Raw genomic sequence first — 16031 nt, 5'->3', positions numbered from 1 at the left:
CCGGACGCGGCCGCCCGGTGGGAGGGGCGCCACCCGTCGTCGTGCCGAACAGGTGGTTGCGCACGCTCTGAGCGCCCAGACCGTGCGCAACCACCTGTTCGGCGACGCGGGCGGGTCGGGACCGCCATGCCGCGCCCCCGGGCACGCCCGCGGCTACGATCGCGCCGTGCACGCCGCCGCCCCCGAGCCCCGCCGGAACCCGCCCCGGGACAGGGCGGGCGACCCCGGCGCCGCCCTGGGCTGGCGGCCCGACCGGCTGCTCGGCGCGTCGTTCGAGGAGGCACCGCTCGGCCCCGCGACGCTGGTGCGCTCCTGCACCCGCCCGGCCGCGCCCCGGGCCGCCGTGCTGCACGTGCACGGCTACAACGACTACTTCTTCCAGGACCACCTCGCCCGGGCCTTCGGCGACGCAGGCCATGCCTTCTACGCCGTCGACCTCCGGCGCGCCGGGCGCTCGCTGCTCGACGGCGCGCGCGCCGGCGACGGCCCCGTCGCCCCGCTGCCGCCGCATGCGCTGCCGCCGCACTACGCGGCCTCCCTGCGTGAGCCCGGCGCCGACCTCACGGCCGCCGCGGGCGCCGTGCGCGCGCTCGAGCCCGGGCTGCCTCTGGTGGTGCACGCCCACTCCACCGGCGGCCTCACCGCGGCGCTGTGGGCGCACGCCGCGCGCGCCGACCCGCATGACGGGCCCGACCTGCTCGTGCTCGACTCGCCGTTCTTCTCCCTGGGCGGCACCCGCCTGCAGGACGCCGGCCGCGCGACCGTGCTGGAGGTGCTGGGCCGGCGGCGGCCGCTCGCCGTGGTCAGCGCCAACCCGTCGGTGTACGCGGAGCGCCAGCACGTGGACCACGGCGGGCGGTGGGACTTCGACACCACGCTCAAGCGACCCGAAGGGCTGCCGGTGCGCGCCGGCTGGCTCCGCACCGTCAGCCGCGCGCAGGCGAGGCTGACCCGCGGCCTCGCCGTGCCCTGCCCCGTGCTCGTGGCCCGCAGCGACGCGTCCGGCCCCGACCGCCGGGACAACGCCCGGCTCGACGCGCAGGACACCGTGCTCGACGTCGCGCGGATCGCGGCCCTCACCCCGAGGGTGGGGCCCGACGTCCGCGCGCTCGTCGTGCCCGGCGGCGTGCACGACCTCGCGCTCTCCGCCGACGCTCCGCGCCAGACCTACCTCGACGGCGTGCTGGCCTGGCTCGACGCTCGCCTGCCCGGCGCCCGCACCACCGACCTGCGCACCCCTGACATCGAGGAGCACCCGTGAGGCCCGCGCCCCCGCACCCGTACCTGGACCCGCGCGACCCGGACGGCGCTCCCCTGCCGGTGCTCGCCCTCGCGCACCGCGGCTTCTCCCACGGCCGGGAGAACCTGGAGAACTCGCTCGCGGCGTTCGCCGCCGCCGTCGACCTCGGCTTCCGGTACGTCGAGACCGACGCGCACGGCACCGCCGACGGCGTCGCCGTGGCCCTGCACGACGCCTCCCTCGACCGCACCACCGACGCCACCGGGCGCGTGGCGGACCTGCCCTGGTCCGTCGTGCGGCGCGCGCGCATCGGCGGCACGGAGCCGGTGCCGCAGCTCGACGACGTGCTGGGCACGTGGCCCGACCTGCGCGTCAACATCGACGTCAAGGAGGACTCCGGGATCGCGCCGACGGCCGCGGCGATCGAGCGCACCGCCTCCCACGACCGGGTGTGCGTGACGTCGTTCGACGCGCGGCGCCGGCGCGCGACGCTCGCCCGCCTCTCGCGCCCGGTGGCGACGTCGGCCGGCCGCCGCGAGGTGATCGCCTTCCTCGCCGGCGCACGCCTGCGGACGGACCCGCTCGTCCGGCGCGCGCTGCGCGAGGTGCACGCCCTGCAGGTCCCCGTCGCCGAGGGCCGCGTCCCCGTGGTCGACGCGCGGACGGTCGCGGCCGCGCACCGCGCGGGCCGCCAGGTGCACGTCTGGACGATCAACACCCCGCAGGAGATGCACCGCCTCCTGGACCTGGGCGTCGACGGCCTGGTCACCGACCGTGCCGACCTCCTGCGCGGCGTCCTCGTCCAGCGCGGGCAGTGGTCCTGAGCCGGGCTCGTCAGGCGCGGCCGGGCCCGGCGCCCGCCGGCGCGACGTCCGCCGCCTCGTCCCGCGCGAGGTCGACGCCCCACGCGTCGCGCACCAGGTCCCGCCCGTCGCCCGTGAGCCGCAGCCCCCGCCCGCCCGAGGGTGCCACCCACCCCGCGTCGACGAACCGCGCGCCGACGGCCGCGCCGAGCGCGCCGGCCAGGTGCACCCGCCGTTCGGTCCAGTCGAGGCAGGCCCGCGTCGTCGGCCGCCGGGCGGCCACCGCGCCGTCGACGTCCACCCCGAGGCGCCGGAGGCCGTCGGCCCCCGCGTCGGTGAGCGCGAGGACCTCGGGGTCGGCCAGCCATCCCGCGCCCACCCAGGCCTCCGCGAGGCCCACGCCGAGCCGGCCCGCGAGGTGGTCGTAGCAGAACCGGGCGCCCGCGAGGCGCTCCGCCTCCCGGCTGCGTCGGTACCCCGCCACCGGGGCGGGGGCCGCCAGGGCGCCGAGCGCCTCGAGCGCGTCCGCCACGTGCGGACCGGCGAGGGCGTAGTAGCGGTGCCTGCCCTGCGCCCGGCTCACGACCAGCCCCGCGTCGACGAGCACGGCCAGGTGCTCGGAGGCCGCGGGCGCCCCCACGCCGGCCGCACGGGCCAGCTCGCCCGCCGGCCGGGCCGTGCCGTCCATGAGCAGGCCGACCATCACCGACCGCGCCGGCGCGGCGAGCGACCTGCCCACGCCGGTGAAGTCGCGGTCCCTGCCGGTGCGCCGGTCCATACCGCCGCCCCGCCCCGCCCCGCGCGACCTCGCCCCGCAGGACCTCGAGGTCGTCCTGCCCGACCGGCCCGACGCCCTGGCGGTGCTCGGCGAGGCGCTCGGTGACGCCGGAGTCAGCCTGGAGGGCGGCGGCGTCACCACCGTGGGCGGCCGTGCCGTGGCGCACTTCCTCGTCGACGACGGTCCCGGGGCGCTGGCGGCGCTCGCGGGCACGGGGCTCGGTGCCGCCGTCGCCCGCGACGTCGTGACGACGCGGCTGGCCCAGGACGTGCCCGGGCAGATGGGCGCCTTCGCCCGGCGCCTCGGTGCCGCCGGCGTCACGGTGCGGCACCTCTACAGCGACCACGACGGCAACCTCGTCCTGCTGGTCGCGGACGACGACCTCCCGGCGTGCCGGGAGGTCGTGCGCGCGTGGGACGCCGACCGCGCCGCGGGCGAGGCCGCGCGCCGCGCGGGCTAGAGCCCCAGCTGTACCGTCACGCCCGGGCGGCCCGTCGGCGGCTCCTTCGACACCTCCGCGTAGGCGGCGGCGAGAAGCGTCGGGTCCGGGCCCTCGAGGCGCGTCGGCTTCGCGACGTCGTCCAGCACGACGAACCGCAGCAGGTTCCCCCGCGTCTTCTTGTCCCGCTGCATCGCCGCGAGGAGCTTGTCCCAGCGGTCCCCGCGGTAGGTCGTGGGCAGGCCCAGCGAGGTGAGGATCGCCCGGTGCCGGTCGACGACGGCGTCGTCGAGCTTGCCGCCCAGGCGGGCGAGCTCGGCGGCGAAGACCATGCCGACCGCGACGGCCGCGCCGTGCCGCCACTGGTAGCGCTCGGTGAGCTCGACGGCGTGGCCCAGGGTGTGGCCGTAGTTGAGGATCTCGCGCAGGCCCTGCTCGGTGAGGTCCTCCCCCACCACGCGGGCCTTGACGCGCACCGACCGCTCGATGAGCTCGGCGAGCACCGCCCAGGTCTCCTCGGTGGCGTCCGCGCCCTTCCACTCGCGCAGCGCGTCGGCGTGCTCCTCGACGAGCTCGAGGATCCGCGGGTCGGCGATGAAGCCGGTCTTGACGACCTCCGCCATGCCCGCCACGAGGTCCCACCTGTCGAGGGACTCGAGGGCCGCCAGGTCGCAGAGCACCCCGGCCGGCGGGTGGAACGCGCCCACGAGGTTCTTGCCCTCGGCGGTGTTGATGCCGGTCTTGCCGCCGACGGCCGCGTCCACCATCGCGAGCAGCGTGGTGGGCACGTGCACGACCTTGATGCCCCGCAGCCAGGTGGCGGCGACGAACCCGGCGAGGTCCGTCGTCGCGCCGCCGCCCACCGAGACGATCGCGTCGGACCGCGTGAAGTCGGCCTGGCCCAGCACCTGCCAGCAGAACGCGGCGACCTGCGCCGTCTTCTGCTCCTCGGCGTCCGGCAGCTCGACGGCGAACGCCTCGTAGCCCTGCGCCACGAGGTCCTCGCGGACCGCGTCGCCGGTGGCCTGCAGGGACGCCGGGTGCATGACGAGCACCCGGCGGACCCCGCCGCCGAGCATCGTCGGCAGCTCGCCGAGCAGGTGTCGCCCGACGACGACGGCGTAGGGCTGGGCGCCCTGCACGGTCACGCGGACCGTCATGACTGGACCTCCTGTGCTGGTGCGCCCTCGGACGGGCGCTGCGGTGCGGGTGCGGGGTGGGGCTCGGGGGCCGGTTCCTGCCCGGCGGCGCCGGTGACGCCCGCGAGCACCTGCGCGGCGACCTCCTGCGGGGGCCGGTCGTCCGAGACGACGTGCACGGTGGCGAGCCGCTCGTACGTCGGGCGCCGCAGCTGCATCAGCTCGACCCACCGCGCGCGGGGGTTGCCGACGAGCAGCGGGCGGGACTGGTTGAAGCCGACGCGGGGCGCGGCGTGCGCGAGCGCGACGTCGAGGAAGACGACCACGCCGCCGCCCGCGGCGTACCCCTCGAGGGCGCTCCGGGTGTGCTCGTCCATGACGGCGCCGCCCCCGAGCGCGAGGACGCCCGGGTGGCAGGCGAGCGCGGTCGTGACGGCCTCGCGCTCCAGGTCGCGGAAGTGCGGCTCGCCGTCGTCGACGAAGATCTCCGCGACGGGCTTGCCCGCGGCCTCCTCGACGTCCGCGTCGGTGTCGCGGAACGCGACCCCCAGGCGCTGCGCGAGCAGCCGGCCGATCGTGGTCTTGCCGCTCCCGGGCGGGCCGATGAGGACCGCGCGAGGCACCCCCGCGCTCATCGCAGCAGCTCGGGGATCGAGGCGAGGTACGCCTCGGCGTTGCGCCGCACCTCGGCGACCGAGTCCCCGCCGAACTTCTCGACGACGGCCTGAGCCAACTCGAGCGCGACCATCGCCTCGGCGACCACGGCCGCGGGCGGGACGGCGCAGACGTCGGAGCGCTGGTGGTGGGCCGTGACGGCCTCCCCCGTGGCGACGTCGACCGTGGCGAGCGCGCGCGGCACCGTCGAGATGGGCTTCATCGCGGCGCGCACCCGCAGGACCTCGCCGTTGGACATGCCGCCCTCGATGCCGCCGGCGCGGTTGGAGCGGCGGTGGATGTGTCCGTCGTCGCCGCGCTCGATCTCGTCGTGGGCGGCGGAGCCGCGGCGGCGCGCGGTGCGGAAGCCGTCCCCGACCTCGACACCCTTGATCGCCTGGATGCCCATGAGCGTCCCCGCGAGCCGCGCGTCGAGGCGGCGGTCGCCCTGCACGTAGCTGCCGAGGCCGGTGGGCACGTCGTAGGCCAGCACCTCGACGACGCCGCCGAGCGTGTCGCCGTCCTTGCGGCACTCGTCGATCTCGGCCACCATCGCCGCGCTCGTCGTGGCGTCGAAGCAGCGCACGGGGTCGGCGTCCAGCGCGGCGACGTCGCCCGGCGCGGGCAGCTCGGCGCCCTCGGGCACCTCGACGGGGCCGATCGCCACGACGTGCGACACGAGGCGCACCCCGACCGCCTGCTCCAGGAACCTCGCCGCGACGACGCCGAGCGCGACGCGGGTCGCGGTCTCGCGGGCGCTGGCGCGCTCCAGCACGGGGCGGGCGTCGTCGAAGCCGTACTTGCGCATCCCGACCAGGTCCGCGTGGCCCGGTCGCGGGCGCGTCAGGGGTCGGTTGCGCGCGATCTCGCGCTCGTCACCCGTGCCCGCGTCCACCATGAGGGCCTCGCGCGCCACCGGGTCGGGCGACATCACGTCGGTCCACTTGGGCCACTCGGTGTTGCCGATCTCGAACGCGAGCGGCCCGCCCTGGCTGATGCCGTGGCGCAGCCCGCCGAGCACGCGGACCTCGTCCTGCTCGAACTTCATGCGGGCGCCGCGGCCGTACCCGAGCCGCCGACGCGCCAGGGCCGCCTGGATGTCCGCGGTGACGAGCTCGACACCCGCCGGCAGACCCTCCAGCACCCCGACGAGTGACGGACCGTGCGACTCCCCCGACGTCATCCAGCGCAGCATGCCTGCGATTCTTCCACGCCCGCGGCAGGGGTCGGTCCGGTGGTCAGGGAGCGGACGCGGGCGCGGACAGCGCCCCCGCGAGGGCGGCGTCCATCGCGCCGACCGGGGCGGTGCGGCCCGTCATGAGGCGCACCTGCTCCGCCGCCTGGTGCAGCAGCATCCGCTCGCCGCCGACCACGGTGCCGCCCGCGGCGGCCCAGGCCGCGGCCAGGGCGGTGGGCCGGGGGTCGTAGACGACGTCGAGCAGCACGCCCGACGGCGCGCCGCCCTGGGCGGAGAGCGCGGCCGCGACCGGGTCGGCCGCGTAGGCCGGCATGGTCGAGACGACGACGTCCGCCTCGCGCAGGGCGCCGAGCGACGCCGTCGCGCCCAGCACCTCGAAGCGCGGGGTCACACCCATCCGGGCGGCCGCCTCCTGCAGCGCCGCCGAGCGGCCGAGCGAGCGCACCAGCACCCGCGGGGACGTGCAGCCGAGCTCGCCGAGTGCCGCCAGCGTGGACGCCGCCGTCGCCCCGCCGCCGAGGACGACGGCGCTCGCGGCACCCGCGCCGGAGCCACGACCCTGGGCCGCGAAGCCCTCGCGGAGCGCCGTGACGAGGCCGTACACGTCGGTGTTGGTGCCGGTGAGCGTCACGCCGCACCGCGCCGGCCCGACCAGCACGGTGTTCACCGCGCCCACGGCGACCGCGAGCGGGTCCACGTGGTCGACCAGGCCGATGATCGCGTGCTTGAGCGGCATCGTGACGCTCAGGCCCGCCCAGCCCAGGTCCAGCCCGCGCACCAGCGCCGGCAGGTCGTCCACCGTCGTGTCGATCGCGGTGTACTCCCAGCCCTCCAGGCCGAGGGCGTCGTAGGCGGCGGTGTGCAGCACGGGCGACAGCGAGTGCGCGACGGGGTGGCCCAGCACCGCCGCACGTCGGGAGACGGCCATGTCAGTAGCCGTTCTCCTTCTCCCACTTGCGCAGCTCGGCCACGTTCTTCTCGTGCTCGAGGTTCGTCTCGGCGAACTTCGTCTCGCCCGTGTCGAGGTTCACGGTCACCCAGAACAGCCAGTCGCCGTCCGCGGGATGACCGACGGCCTCGATCGATGCGGCGCCCGGGTTGGCGATCGGCGTCGGCGGAAGGCCCGTGCGGGCGTAGAGCGAGTACGGGTTGTCGAGGTCGTAGTTGTCGTCGCGGGTCAGCTGGGTCCCCGGCTTCCCGAGCCCGTAGGCCGTGGACGCGTCGATGCCGAGCGCCACGCCCTGGTCCAGACGGTTCTCGATCGCCCGGGCCATCTTCGGGCGGTCCTCGTCGTGCTTCGCCTCGCGCTCGACGAGCGACGCCTTGATGAGGGTGGACTCCCAGTCGGCCTTGTCGACGCCGGCCTGCTCGAGCTCCTTGCTCGTCTGCTTCACCATGCTCGACAGCAGCGTCGTGGCGTCGTCGCCCGGCTGGACGGTGTACGTCTTCGGGAACAGCCAGCCCTCGGCGTTGCCGTCGGCCTGCTTGGGCAGCCCGATCGACTTCGGAGACTTCAGCGCCTTGTCGAGCTCGTCCTCGGTGATCGTGGTGACGGAGGCGACGCGCTTCACGATCTGGTCGACCGTGTACCCCTCGGGGATGGTCACGTTGGTCTGCAGCTTCTCGTTCTTCACCAGCGCGGCGACGGCGTCGGACGCCTTCATCTCGGCCTGCAGCTGGTAGGTGCCCGGCTGGATGCCGGCGGCGGCCGGGTTCTGGCTGAACGCGTCGCTGAAGGCGCCGGCGCTGGCCACGACGCCCGCGTCGAACAGGACGGCGCCCATCTTGCCGCCCGTGGCGCCCTCGGGGATGACGACCTCGACCGGATCGCCGCCCGGACCGGGGTAGTCCTCGTTCTGCGACCCGATGAAGGGGAGGTCGCCCACGAGGGAGTCCATCCGGTCCCAGAGCAGGTAGGCGCCGGCGCCCACGAACGCGAGCACGATCACGAGGATCACCGCGGTGCGCTGGCGACGGCGGCGCTTGCGCTTGGCGGCGGCCCGCCTGCCGGCGGCCGAGCGGCGCCGCGTGGGTGCCGCGGGCGCCTCCTGCAGGGCGGGGTGCTCGAAGAGGTCGGTCACGCCTGGCGCTTCTTTCTGACGGGGCCTGGGAAGGGCACGATGGTCTGCTGTCCGGGCAGGTCAGGCGCCCGGCGTCCGCAGCTCGACGAGCTCCCCGGTACGCCCCCCGGCCGTCCGCTCCGCGTCGAGTGCAGATTGCAGAATGATAACGGCTGCGGCCTGGTCGACGACAGACCGGTGTGTCTTGGTGCGTCGCCCGGCCGAACGCAGCTGCGCGTGCGCCGTCACCGTGGTCATCCGCTCGTCCACCAGCCGCACCTCCACGGGCGCGACGGCGGCGGCGAGCCGGCCCGCGAACTCGCGCGCGTCGGCGGTCGCGGCGCCCTCCGCGCCCGAGAGGTGCCGGGGCAGCCCCACGTACACGACCGCCGCGAACCGGTCCTCGGCCTCCGCGGCGATCCGGGCGACGTCGGCCGTCGTCACGGGCGCGCCGGCGGCGTCGCGCGGCACGTCCAGCACCCGCGGCACGGTCTCGACGGGGGTCGCGACCAGCCCGTCGGGGTCGCTGGCGGCCAGGCCGATCCGGGCCTTGCCGACGTCGACGCCGAGGCGCGCGCCCCGCGGGAGCCCGCGGGGCGCGTCCTGCCCGGGCGAGGCCGGAACGGTCACGCGGTGGCCTGGGCCGCGCGGACGCCCTCGGACACGCCGGCGAGCGCGCCGGACAGGGCCGCCGCGTTGGTGCCGCCGCCCTGGGCCAGGTCCGGCTTGCCGCCGCCCCCGCCGCCAAGCGCCGTGGCCGCGGCCTTGACGAAGTCGCCGGCACGCAGGCCCGCCTCGCGGGCGCCCGCGTTCGTGGCGACGACCACCAGGGGGCGCCCGCCCGCGACGCCGCCCACGGCGACGAGCGCCGGCTCGGCGTCGCCCAGCCGGCCGCGCACGTCGAGGGCGAGCGCGCGCAGGTCGTCCGCCGACGCCACCTCGCCGGCGTCGTGCGCGACCACGCGGACCTCGCCCACGCGCTCCGCCTGCGCGGCCAGCGTGCCGGCGGCGGCGAGCAGGCGGTCCTGGCGCAGCCCGGCCAGCTCCTTCTCCGTCTCCTTGAGCCGGGTCAGGAGCGAGCCGACCCGGTCGGTCAGCTCGTCCGGGCGCGCGCCCAGCAGGCCCGTGAGCTGGCCCACCAGGGCGTGCTCCTTGGCCTGGAAGCCGTACGCTCCGTCGCCGACCAGCGCGTCCACGCGCCGCACGCCGGAGCCGATGGACGCCTCGCCGAGCAGCGCGACGCGGCCCACCTCACCGGTGGCCTTCACGTGCGTGCCGCCGCACAGCTCGCGCGACCAGTCGCCGCCGATGGACACCACGCGCACCGTGTCGCCGTACTTCTCGCCGAACAGCGCCATGGCGCCCAGCTCGCGGGCGCGGTCGATCGGCATCGTCGCGTCGGTGACCTCGAGGTTCTCGGTCAGGCGCGCGTTCACCCGCTCCTCGATCTCGCCGAGGGCGTCCGCCGCCACCGGCGTCGGGGACCGGAAGTCGAAGCGCACGCGGCTCGGGGCGTTCTCCGACCCGGCCTGGGTGCGGTCCGGCCCCACCATCTCGTGCAGCGCCTTGTGGATCATGTGCGTGGCCGAGTGGGCGCGGCTGATCGCGACCCGGCGCGACACGTCGATCGTCGCGAGGCCCGGGTCGCCGAGCGCGACCGTGCCCTCGACCAGGCGGCCACGGTGCACCGACAGGCCCTTGACGGGGCGCTGCACGTCGTCGACCTCGATGGTCGCGCCGCCGTCGAGCACGATCGTGCCCTGGTCGGCGAGCTGGCCACCGGCCTCGGCGTAGAACGGCGTGCGGTCGAGGACGACCTCGACGTCGGCGGGGGCGGACGCGGCGGGCGCGGGCACGCCGCCCACCAGCAGGCCGGCGACGGTCACCGACGCCTCGGTGTCCGTGTAACCGAGGAACTCGACCGGCGCGACGAGCTCCTTGTTCAGGGTCTCGTACGAGCGCAGGTCCGCGTGCCCCGTCTTCTTGGCGAGCGCGTCCGCGCGGGCGCGCTGCTTCTGCTCCGCCATGAGGTCGCGGAACGCCTTCTCGTCGACCTGGACGCCCTGCTCGGCCGCCATCTCGAGCGTGAGGTCGATCGGGAAGCCGTACGTGTCATGCAGCTGGAACGCCTCGGCGCCGCCGAGCACCGGGGTGGTGCCGTCGGCGGACCGCTTCGCGCGGCCCACGGCCGTGTCGAGGATGGTCGTGCCCTGCGCCAGGGTGCGGCGGAAGGCGTCCTCCTCGGCGTACGCGACGTCGCTGATGCGGCCGAACTCCGCCTCCAGCTCCGGGTAGGAGGCCTTCATGGCGTCCTTCGACACCGGCAGCAGCGAGGGCAGCGCGACCTCGTCGACCCCGAGCAGTCGCACCGCACGCACGGCGCGGCGGATGAGGCGGCGCAGCACGTAGCCGCGGCCCTCGTTCGAGGGCCGCACGCCGTCGCCGATCACCATGAGGGACGACCGCACGTGGTCCGCGATCACCCGCATCCGCACGTCGTCCTCGGCGTCGGCGCCGTACCGCTTGCCGGTCAGCTCCTCCACGCGGGTGATGACGGGGAACACCTCGTCGATCTCGTAGAGGTTCTCCTTGCCCTGCAGCAGGTACGCGATGCGCTCGAGACCCGCACCCGTGTCGATGCTCTTGTGGTCGAGCTCGCCCAGCAGCGGGTAGTTCTTGCCCTGGCCCTCGCCGCGCACGAACTCGTCGAAGACGAGGTTCCAGATCTCCAGGTAGCGGTCGCCGCCCGGGTCCACCGTGCCGCCCACGGCGTCGGGGCCGTACGCCGGGCCGCGGTCGTAGTGCCACTCCGCGCACGGGCCGGCGGGGCCGGGCTGGCCCGTGTCCCAGAAGTTCTCCTCGCGCGGCAGGCGCACCACGTGCTTCGGGTCCAGCCCGACGCCCTTCGTCAGCGCGTCGTAGGCCTCGGTGTCCTGCTCCCAGATCGTGACCCACAGGCGGTCGCCGTCGAGCCCGTAGCCGCCCTTGCCCTGCTCGGACGTGAGCAGCTCCCACGCGAAGTCGATGGCCTCGCGCTTGAAGTAGTCGCCGAACGAGAAGTTGCCGTTCATCTGGAAGAACGTGCCGTGCCGCGTGGTACGGCCCACGTTCTCGATGTCGTTGGTGCGGATGCACTTCTGCACGCTCGCCACGCGCGGCCACGGCGCCGGCTCCGTGCCGAGGATGTACGGGATGAACGGCACCATGCCGGCGATCGTGAACAGGATCGACGGGTCCGGCGAGACCAGGGGGGCGCTCGGCACGATGGCGTGCCCCTGGGACTCGAAGTAGTCGAGCCAACGCTTGCGGATCTCGGCGGTGCGCATGGTGTCCTTCGAAGGTGTGTCGAGCCGATGACGGCTGGTGACGGTCGTGGTGGCGGGTGCCGTGCCCACCCTCGCGGGCGGGCCGTCCCCTATTGTCCCGCGCGACGCCGGATGGTCGGAACGGGATTTTCCCGGACGGGGGCGGAGCGGCCCGCCCGGGTCAGAACGAGTAGCCGAGGTCGGCCTCGTCGGCGGCGACCTCGGCGTCCGGGTCCGCGGCCGCGTGCCGGGCGTGCCCCGGCGCGCCGCGGCGCAGGTCCGCGGCGCTCAGGCCGCTGGCGCGCACGTCGTCCGGGTCGGGCTGGCCCTCGGCGAGCAGCGCGGCCGTGAGCTCGGCCTCGCGGGCGGTGCGCGCCTGCGTGAACTCGCGACGGAACGTCGCGACGAACGTCTCCGCGCGCTGCCCGGCGTCCTGCGCGGCCCGCTCGGCCCGGTCGACGACGGCCTCCGGCGTGTACCGCAGGACGAGCTTGCGGCCCTGGCGGACGACGACGACCGTCACGACGACGCCGACGCCGACCCAGAACAGCCGGCGCATCAGCGGTCGGCCTTCGCCGAACGGCTCGCGCGGGACGCGCCCGCGAACGCCTGCCGCACGCCGTAGGAGAACGCCGCGACCTTCACCAGCGGGCGGCCGAGCGTGGAGGCGTACAGGCCGGCCAGCGCCGACACGTTCTCGCTCACCTGCGCGGCCGACGTGGTGATCGTGTCCACCTTGACCAGCTGGTCGTTGGTCGAGGCCACCGTGGTGGCCGCCTCGTCGAGGATCGGCACGGAGTGCTCCGTGACCTCGCGGATGGAGCGCGTCGCCTCGTCGAGCACGCGCCCCAGCTTCACCAGCGGGATCGCGAGCAGCCCCACGAGCAGCACGAACGCGACGGCCGCGATGAGCCCGGCCACGTCACCCATCGACATCAGATCTCTCCTCGCACAGGCGTCAGACGGTCGGTCGTCACCCTATCCCGGGCGACCACCCGAAACGGCGGACGCCCCGCCCCCGCGACGGCGGGAGACGGGGCGTCCAGCGCTTGCAGCACTCTCGGCTGCGGTGCGCGGTCAGCGCACGCGGAAGATCAGCGCGCGTAGAACTCGACCACGAGCTGCACCTCGCAGGTCACGGGGACCTCGGCGCGCTTCGGCTTGCGGGTCAGCGTGGCCGAGAGCTTCTCGAGGTTGACCTCGAGGTAGCCCGGCACGGCCGGCAGCACGTCGCGGTGGGCGCCGGCAGCGGCGACCTGGAACGGCGTGGTGGCCTGCGACTTCGGCTTGACCTGGATGGTCTGGCCCGGCTTCACGCGGAACGACGGACGGTCGACGATCTTGCCGTCCACCAGGATGTGACGGTGCGTCACGGCCTGGCGGGCCTGCAGGATGGTGCGCCCGAAGCCGGCGCGCAGCACGAGGGCGTCGAGACGCGTCTCGAGGTCCTCGACCATGACCTCACCGGTCAGGCCCGGGTGCTTGCGGGCGGTCTCGTAGACCTTGACGAGCTGCTTCTCGCGCAGCGCGTACTGGGCGCGCAGACGCTGCTTCTCGCGGAGACGGACCGCGTAGTCCGACTCGGTGCGGCGACGAGCGCGGCCGTGCTCACCCGGGGGGTAAGGGCGCTTCTCGAAGTGGCGGACGGCCTTCGGCGTCAGGGCGAGGCCGAGCTTGCGGCTCAGGCGGACCTGGCGGCGCGACTTGGTGACAGCGGTCACTGGTTGCTTCCTGTCCTTCGGTGATGGATGAGGTCACACCCGTGCATCCCCCGCGGGGGAAGGTCGGGTGCGGGACCAGCCGATGGAACTCCCTGCGCGCGATGGCGGGGTGCTCACGGGGCCGAGGTCCCAGGCGGTCGCCGGAATCGGCAACCGCAGTATCTTATCGCATCCTCCGGGCCCGGGCCGCCGACCGGTCAGGCGTCGTCGAGGATCTGCCGGATCCGCGTCAGCCGGTCGGTGACCTGCTTCTCGAAGCCGCGGTCGCTCGGCGCGTAGTAGCGCCGCCCCGCGAGCTCGTCCGGCAGGTACTGCTGCGCCGCGATGGCGTGCGGCGCGTCGTGCGCGTAGCGGTAGCCCTTGCCGTGCCCGAGCCCGTCGGCACCGGCGTAGTGCGCGTCGCGAAGGTGCGGGGGCACCACACCCGCCTTGCCCGCCCGCACGTCCGCGAGCGCCGCGTCGACGCCGAGGTAGGCGGCGTTCGACTTGGGCGCGGTCGCGAGGTGCACGACGGCCTCCGCGAGGACGATGCGCCCCTCGGGCATCCCGATGAGCTGCACGGCCTGCGCCGCGGCCACGGCGGTCTGCAGGGCGGACGGGTCGGCCATGCCGACGTCCTCCGCCGCGGAGATCACCAGGCGACGGGCGATGAACCGCGGGTCCTCCCCCGCGGCGACCATGCGGGCCAGGTAGTGCAGGGAGGCGTCGACGTCGGAGCCGCGGATTGACTTGATGAACGCGGACACGACGTCGTAGTGCTGGTCCCCGTCGCGGTCGTAGCGCACGGCGGCGACGTCGACGGCGCGCTCGACGGTGTCCAGGTCGACGGGGACGGCGGCGTCCGCCGCGCGGCCGGGGTCGGCGTCGGCGAGCGCGGCGCCGGCGGCCGCCTCGAGGATGGTGAGCGCCTTGCGCGCGTCGCCGCCCGCCATCCGCACGAGCTGGTCCTCGGCGTCGGCGGCGAGCTCGACGGAGGCGCCGAGGCCGCGCTCGTCCGCGACGGCACGGCGCACGAGCGCGCGCACGTCGTCCGCGGTCAGGGGCTTGAGGGTGAGCAGCAGGGAGCGGCTCAGCAGCGGGGAGTTCACCGAGAACGACGGGTTCTCCGTGGTGGCGGCCACGAGCGTGACCCAGCGGTTCTCGACGCTGGGCAGCAGCGCGTCCTGCTGGGTCTTGGAGAAGCGGTGCACCTCGTCGATGAAGAGGACGGTCTCCTCCCCGCCGGTGGCGAGGCGACGCCGCGCGTCCTCGACGACCTGGCGCACCTCCTTGACCCCGGCGGTGACGGCGGAGAGCTCGACGAAGCGGCGCCCGGACGACGTCGCGACCAGGTACGCCAGGGTCGTCTTGCCCACGCCCGGGGGGCCCCAGAGGATCACCGACCCGGGCGCGGCGCGCCGGGCCGACTCGTCGTCGGGCTCCACGAGCCGGCGCAGCGGCGAGCCCGCCACCAGGAGGTGGCCCTGCCCGGCGACCTCGTCGAGGGTGGCGGGCCGCATGCGCACGGCCAGGGGGGCGCTCGGTCCGGTGCGCCCGGTCGCCGGCGTGCCGCGGGTGCCGGTGAGCGCGGCGTCGAACAGGTCCATGCCCCCAGCCTACGGAGCGTCACCCACGCTCCCGTCCCTAGGGTGGAGGCATGGCGGTCGACGGCGAGGTCGGGGCGGACGCGGACGTGGTCGTCGTCGGGGCGGGGCCGACCGGCCTCCTCCTGGCGGGCGACCTGGCCGTGGCGGGCGCGCGGGTGACCGTGCTCGAGAAGCGCCCGGCGGGCCTGAGCAACCTCACGCGCGCGTTCGCGGTGCACGCGCGCAGCCTCGAGGCCCTCGACGCGCGCGGCCTGGCCGACGAGCTCGTCACCACCGGCCGGGAGGTGCGCGCGCTGCGCGTCTTCGGGCGGGTGGAGGTCCGCCTCGACACCCTCCCGGGCCGGTTCCCGTTCGTGCTCGTCACCCCGCAGTACGAGGTCGAGCGCCTGCTGCGCCGGCGCGCGGAGGCCGCGGGCGCCCGCTTCCGGCACGACGTGGAGGTCACCGGCCTCGCCCAGGACGACGACGCGGTCACCCTCACGACGACGGGCCCGGACGGCGCGGCGACGGTGCGCGCGCCGTGGGTGGCCGGCACGGACGGGGTGCGCTCGACGGTGCGCCGGGCCGCGGGCGTCGCGTTCCCCGGCGAGACGGTGATCCGCGCGATGGTGCTGGCCGACGTCCGCGTGGCCCGTCCGCCGCAGGACGTCCTCACCGTCGCCTCCGCGGGCGGCTCGCTGGGCTTCCTCGCGCCCTTCGGCGGCGGCTGGTACCGGTTCATCGGCTGGGACGAGGAGATCGACCCGGGCGACACCGACCGTGCGGTCGACCTGGACGAGGTCCGCGCCGTCGCGCGGGCGACCCTCGGGGACGACCTCGGGATGCACGAGCTGCGCTTCGCGACCCGGTTCGCGGCGGACGAGCGCCAGGCCACCCGGTACCGCGCCGACCGCGTCCTGCTGGCGGGCGACGCCGCCCACTGCCACAGCCCGGCAGGCGGCCTCGGCATGAACACGGGCCTGCAGGACGCCGCGAACCTGTCGTGGCGCCTCGCGGCCGTCGTGCGCGGCTCCGACGCGGACGTGCTCGACGGCTACGCCGACGAGCGGTACCCGGTCGGGACGCAGGTGCTGCGCACCAGCGGCGCCCTGCTGCGCCGGGCCACGCG

16 protein-coding genes are annotated in these 16031 nt (G+C 75.6%); 4 read left to right on the top strand and 12 right to left on the bottom strand.

Going from position 1 to position 16031, the window contains the following annotated elements:
- Positions 1–166: 166 nt before the first annotated feature.
- Positions 167–1261, top strand: a complete 1095-nt coding sequence (locus tag ACFU5J_RS18580) for an alpha/beta hydrolase (protein ID WP_430579709.1) — start codon at positions 167–169, stop codon at positions 1259–1261.
- Positions 1258–2064, top strand: coding sequence for a glycerophosphodiester phosphodiesterase (locus ACFU5J_RS18575; protein WP_430575736.1), 807 nt, complete (start codon positions 1258–1260; stop codon positions 2062–2064). Before ACFU5J_RS18580 ends, ACFU5J_RS18575 begins: the two co-directional genes overlap by 4 nt.
- 10 nt (positions 2065–2074) lie before the next feature.
- Here ACFU5J_RS18575 and ACFU5J_RS18570 read toward each other — a convergent pair whose 3' ends face one another.
- The gene (locus ACFU5J_RS18570) at positions 2075–2731 is read right to left on the bottom strand and encodes a winged helix-turn-helix domain-containing protein (RefSeq protein WP_430579708.1); all 657 of its coding nucleotides are present in this window, start codon (positions 2729–2731) and stop codon (positions 2075–2077) included.
- Between ACFU5J_RS18570 and ACFU5J_RS18565 the strand changes: the two genes are divergently transcribed.
- Positions 2730–3281 (top strand): hypothetical protein, encoded by a 552-nt coding sequence (locus ACFU5J_RS18565; protein ID WP_430579707.1) that lies wholly within the window; start codon positions 2730–2732, stop codon positions 3279–3281. The genes ACFU5J_RS18570 and ACFU5J_RS18565 overlap by 2 nt on opposite strands.
- On the opposite strand, the gene aroB is transcribed toward ACFU5J_RS18565, so the two are convergent.
- From aroB to ACFU5J_RS18510, 11 genes are all read right to left on the bottom strand, one after another.
- Positions 3278–4420 (bottom strand): 3-dehydroquinate synthase, encoded by a 1143-nt coding sequence (aroB, locus tag ACFU5J_RS18560; RefSeq protein ID WP_430579706.1) that lies wholly within the window; start codon positions 4418–4420, stop codon positions 3278–3280. The genes ACFU5J_RS18565 and aroB overlap by 4 nt on opposite strands.
- Entirely contained in the window at positions 4417–5034 is a 618-nt protein-coding gene (locus ACFU5J_RS18555) for a shikimate kinase (protein WP_430579705.1), read from the bottom strand. The genes aroB and ACFU5J_RS18555 overlap by 4 nt, the downstream gene beginning before the upstream one ends.
- Positions 5031–6248, bottom strand: coding sequence for a chorismate synthase (aroC, locus tag ACFU5J_RS18550; RefSeq protein WP_430579704.1), 1218 nt, complete (start codon positions 6246–6248; stop codon positions 5031–5033). Before aroC ends, ACFU5J_RS18555 begins: the two co-directional genes overlap by 4 nt.
- Before the next feature lie 43 nt (positions 6249–6291).
- Entirely contained in the window at positions 6292–7179 is an 888-nt protein-coding gene (locus ACFU5J_RS18545) for a shikimate dehydrogenase (protein ID WP_430579703.1), read from the bottom strand.
- Between the two features lies 1 nt (position 7180).
- Complete coding sequence (mltG, locus tag ACFU5J_RS18540; protein WP_430579702.1) at positions 7181–8332, bottom strand: endolytic transglycosylase MltG; 1152 nt, start codon at positions 8330–8332, stop codon at positions 7181–7183.
- A 60-nt stretch (positions 8333–8392) separates the two neighbouring features.
- Positions 8393–8941 (bottom strand): Holliday junction resolvase RuvX, encoded by a 549-nt coding sequence (ruvX, locus tag ACFU5J_RS18535; RefSeq protein ID WP_430579701.1) that lies wholly within the window; start codon positions 8939–8941, stop codon positions 8393–8395.
- Complete coding sequence (gene alaS / locus ACFU5J_RS18530; RefSeq protein WP_430579700.1) at positions 8938–11637, bottom strand: alanine--tRNA ligase; 2700 nt, start codon at positions 11635–11637, stop codon at positions 8938–8940. The genes ruvX and alaS overlap by 4 nt, the downstream gene beginning before the upstream one ends.
- A 160-nt stretch (positions 11638–11797) precedes the next feature.
- Complete coding sequence (locus ACFU5J_RS18525) at positions 11798–12175, bottom strand: hypothetical protein (RefSeq protein WP_430575746.1); 378 nt, start codon at positions 12173–12175, stop codon at positions 11798–11800.
- Positions 12175–12552: a DUF948 domain-containing protein gene (locus ACFU5J_RS18520; RefSeq protein WP_430575747.1), complete on the bottom strand. Its 378-nt coding sequence runs from the start codon at positions 12550–12552 to the stop codon at positions 12175–12177. Before ACFU5J_RS18520 ends, ACFU5J_RS18525 begins: the two co-directional genes overlap by 1 nt.
- A 158-nt stretch (positions 12553–12710) precedes the next feature.
- Complete coding sequence (gene rpsD / locus ACFU5J_RS18515; RefSeq protein ID WP_430575748.1) at positions 12711–13337, bottom strand: 30S ribosomal protein S4; 627 nt, start codon at positions 13335–13337, stop codon at positions 12711–12713.
- Between the two features lie 197 nt (positions 13338–13534).
- On the bottom strand, positions 13535–14923 hold the full coding sequence (locus ACFU5J_RS18510) for a replication-associated recombination protein A (protein WP_430575749.1): 1389 nt from the start codon (positions 14921–14923) through the stop codon (positions 13535–13537).
- A gap of 50 nt (positions 14924–14973) precedes the next feature.
- On the opposite strand from ACFU5J_RS18510, the gene ACFU5J_RS18505 reads away from it, so the two are divergent.
- The coding region (locus tag ACFU5J_RS18505; protein ID WP_430579699.1) for an FAD-dependent monooxygenase at positions 14974–16031 on the top strand (1058 nt) is incomplete at its 3' end.

This window comes from Isoptericola sp. NPDC057559 (genome assembly GCF_042801555.1).
Lineage (GTDB): Bacteria > Actinomycetota > Actinomycetes > Actinomycetales > Cellulomonadaceae > Isoptericola.
The sequence above is the reverse complement of the archived record's forward strand: the minus strand, read 5'-3'. Positions and strand labels throughout refer to the sequence as shown.

What these genes read in the sequence shown, in the direction of transcription:
- ACFU5J_RS18510 (WP_430575749.1), bottom strand. Translation starts at nt 14,923, where the DNA reads ATGGACCTGTTCGACGCCGCGCTCACCGGCACCCGCGGCACGCCGGCG.
- ACFU5J_RS18565 (WP_430579707.1), top strand. Translation starts at nt 2,730, where the DNA reads ATGAGCAGGCCGACCATCACCGACCGCGCCGGCGCGGCGAGCGACCTG.
- aroB (WP_430579706.1), bottom strand. Translation starts at nt 4,420, where the DNA reads ATGACGGTCCGCGTGACCGTGCAGGGCGCCCAGCCCTACGCCGTCGTC.
- ACFU5J_RS18555 (WP_430579705.1), bottom strand. Translation starts at nt 5,034, where the DNA reads ATGAGCGCGGGGGTGCCTCGCGCGGTCCTCATCGGCCCGCCCGGGAGC.
- aroC (WP_430579704.1), bottom strand. Translation starts at nt 6,248, where the DNA reads ATGCTGCGCTGGATGACGTCGGGGGAGTCGCACGGTCCGTCACTCGTC.
- ACFU5J_RS18545 (WP_430579703.1), bottom strand. Translation starts at nt 7,179, where the DNA reads ATGGCCGTCTCCCGACGTGCGGCGGTGCTGGGCCACCCCGTCGCGCAC.
- ACFU5J_RS18570 (WP_430579708.1), bottom strand. Translation starts at nt 2,731, where the DNA reads ATGGACGGCACGGCCCGGCCGGCGGGCGAGCTGGCCCGTGCGGCCGGC.
- ACFU5J_RS18520 (WP_430575747.1), bottom strand. Translation starts at nt 12,552, where the DNA reads ATGTCGATGGGTGACGTGGCCGGGCTCATCGCGGCCGTCGCGTTCGTG.
- alaS (WP_430579700.1), bottom strand. Translation starts at nt 11,637, where the DNA reads ATGCGCACCGCCGAGATCCGCAAGCGTTGGCTCGACTACTTCGAGTCC.
- ACFU5J_RS18525 (WP_430575746.1), bottom strand. Translation starts at nt 12,175, where the DNA reads ATGCGCCGGCTGTTCTGGGTCGGCGTCGGCGTCGTCGTGACGGTCGTC.